Annotated in this window: 1 protein-coding gene; it reads right to left on the bottom strand. The window is 42.3% G+C overall.

Features of this window, described 5'->3' with window-relative positions:
- The coding region (locus B0E44_RS18530; RefSeq protein WP_077378969.1) for a Calx-beta domain-containing protein at positions 1–2,593 on the bottom strand (2,593 nt) is incomplete at both ends.

Here is a 2,593-nt window from a genome sequence, read left to right on the forward strand (position 1 = left end):
TAGTTACAACATCAACTACTGTGTCCACTGAACTTGGAACGTCTATAGATACCATGAATACAGCATTGGCTCCTTCGATAACCGTTGGACTGCTGATGCTAACTATTGGAGTCGCATCATTATCATTGATTGTCGCTGTTCCGAATGGAGTTGTATTGCTAGTGTTGCCTGAGGTTACTGTTCCGTTTAAAGTAAAGTTCTCTGCTGGCTCATCTGTTGCATCATCTGTTGTTGGTACACTTACCGTTACGCTGATTTGTCCCGCTGGGATAGTTACTGTCGTTGTGGTAGTTGTATAATCCGAAGTTCCGGCTGTACCTGTATTAGTTACAACATCAACTACTGTGTCCACTGAACTTGGAACGTCTATAGATACCATGAATACAGCATTGGCTCCTTCGATAACCGTTGGACTACTGATGCTAACTATTGGAGTCGCATCATTATCATTGATTGTCGCTGTTCCGAATGGAGTTGTATTGCTAGTGTTCCCTGAAGTTACCGTACCGTTCAAAGTAAAGTTCTCTGCTGGCTCATCTGTTGCATCGTCTGTTGTTGGTACACTTACCGTTACGCTGGTTTGTCCCGCTGGGATCGTTACTGTCGTAGTCGTTGCAGTGTAATCCGATGTTCCGGCTGTACCTGTATTAGTTACAACATCAACTACTGTGTCCACTGAACTTGGAACGTCTATAGATACCATGAATACAGCACTGGCTCCTTCGATAACAGATGGACTGCTGATGCTAACTATTGGCGTCGCATCATTATCATTGATTGTCGCTGTTCCGAATGGAGTTGTATTGCTAGTGTTCCCTGAGGTTACTGTTCCGTTTAAAGTAAAGTTCTCTGCTGGCTCATCTGTTGCATCATCTGTTGTTGGTACACTTACCGTTACGCTGGTTTGTCCCGCTGGGATCGTTAATGTCGTTGTGGTAGTTGTGTAATCTGAAGTTCCTGCTGTACCTGTATTAGTTACAACATCAACTACTGTGTCAACTGAACTGGCAACGTCTATCGAAACCATGAATACAGCATTGGCTCCTTCGATAACAGATGGACTGCTGATGCTAACTATTGGAGTCGCATCATTATCATTGATTGTCGCTGTTCCGAATGGAGTTGTATTGCTAGTGTTCCCTGAAGTTACCGTACCGTTCAAAGCAAAATTCTCTGCTGGTTCATCGGTAGCATCGTCTGTTGTTGGTACACTTACCGTTACGCTGGTTTGTCCCGCTGGGATAGTTACTGTCGTTGTGGTAGTTGTATAATCCGAAGTTCCTGCTGTACCAGTATTGGTTACAATATCAATTACCGTATCTACTGAACTGGCAACATCTATAGATACTACAAAACTAGCTGATGCTCCTTCGGTTACACTTGGACTGCTGATGTCAACTGTCGGCGTTGCTTCATCATCTGATATAGTTACAGTAACAACTTGGGTACCATCCTCACTTGCACAACCTCCGATTACACTTGATATATGAGCAATAACTGTTTCATTGCCTTCTGATATAATATCATCAATAGGATCAATAGTTATGTTGCCGGATAAAGAACCTGCTGGAATAACAATCGAAATACCAGATGCAGTATAATCTAATCCGCTTGCTGTACCCGTCAAAGTTAAATTTACAGTAACATCTTCATAAGATATTGTTGATAAACTTGCTGTTATATCAACTGTTCCAGTTGAGTTTTCTATAACTGATGTAGTACCAGACAAAGAGACTGTTGGTGAATAAACACTTACTGTTCTAGTAGCTATGGCATCAGGACACCCTCCAGTTCCTGTTACCGTATAACTTATAGTTGCAGTTCCTGCAGACAATCCCGTAATAAATCCCGTTGAATCAACTGCTGCAATCGTTGGATTGCTGGAAGACCAACTTCCTCCTGGAGCGGCTGAACTAAAAGTTGTGTTTCCGCCTACGCAAATATTTTGTGTTCCTATAAGTGTTCCTGCATTTGGAGGAGTTGTCATTATCAAATTTAAAACTAAATTTGGACTACAGCCATTATTAACAATAGTGTATGTACCCCCGAGATTATAGCCTACATTATTCATCATCCAAGTATAGGTTGAACCTAAACAAATACTTACTGTATAAACAATATCTGCAGGTTTTGGTGTTACAGTCAAGTTCAACACTTGATCTGCCGTACAACCGTCTGCTCCTGGGAATCTTGTTCCTGTCTGATTCGTTGTATAATCCGTACCGTTCCATCTGTAAGTCTCTCCCGAACAAATCGTTTGATTCGTTACTATATCTGCAGGTTTTGGTGTTACAGTCAAGTTCAATACTTGATCTGCCGTACAACCGTCTGCTCCTGGGAATCTTGTTCCTATCTGATTCGTTGTATAATCCGTACCGTTCCAGGTGAAGGTCGCTCCCGAACAAATCGTTTGATTCGTTACTATATCTGCAGGTTTTGGCGTTACAGTTAAGTTCAACACTTGATCTGCCGTACAACCGTCTGCTCCTGGGAATCTTGTTCCTGTCTGATTCGTTGTATAATCCGTACCGTTCCAGGTGAAGGTCGCTCCCGAACAAATCGTTTGATTCGTTACTATATCTGCAGGTTTTGG

This window comes from Flavobacterium sp. A45 (assembly GCF_002001005.1).
GTDB lineage: Bacteria > Bacteroidota > Bacteroidia > Flavobacteriales > Flavobacteriaceae > Flavobacterium.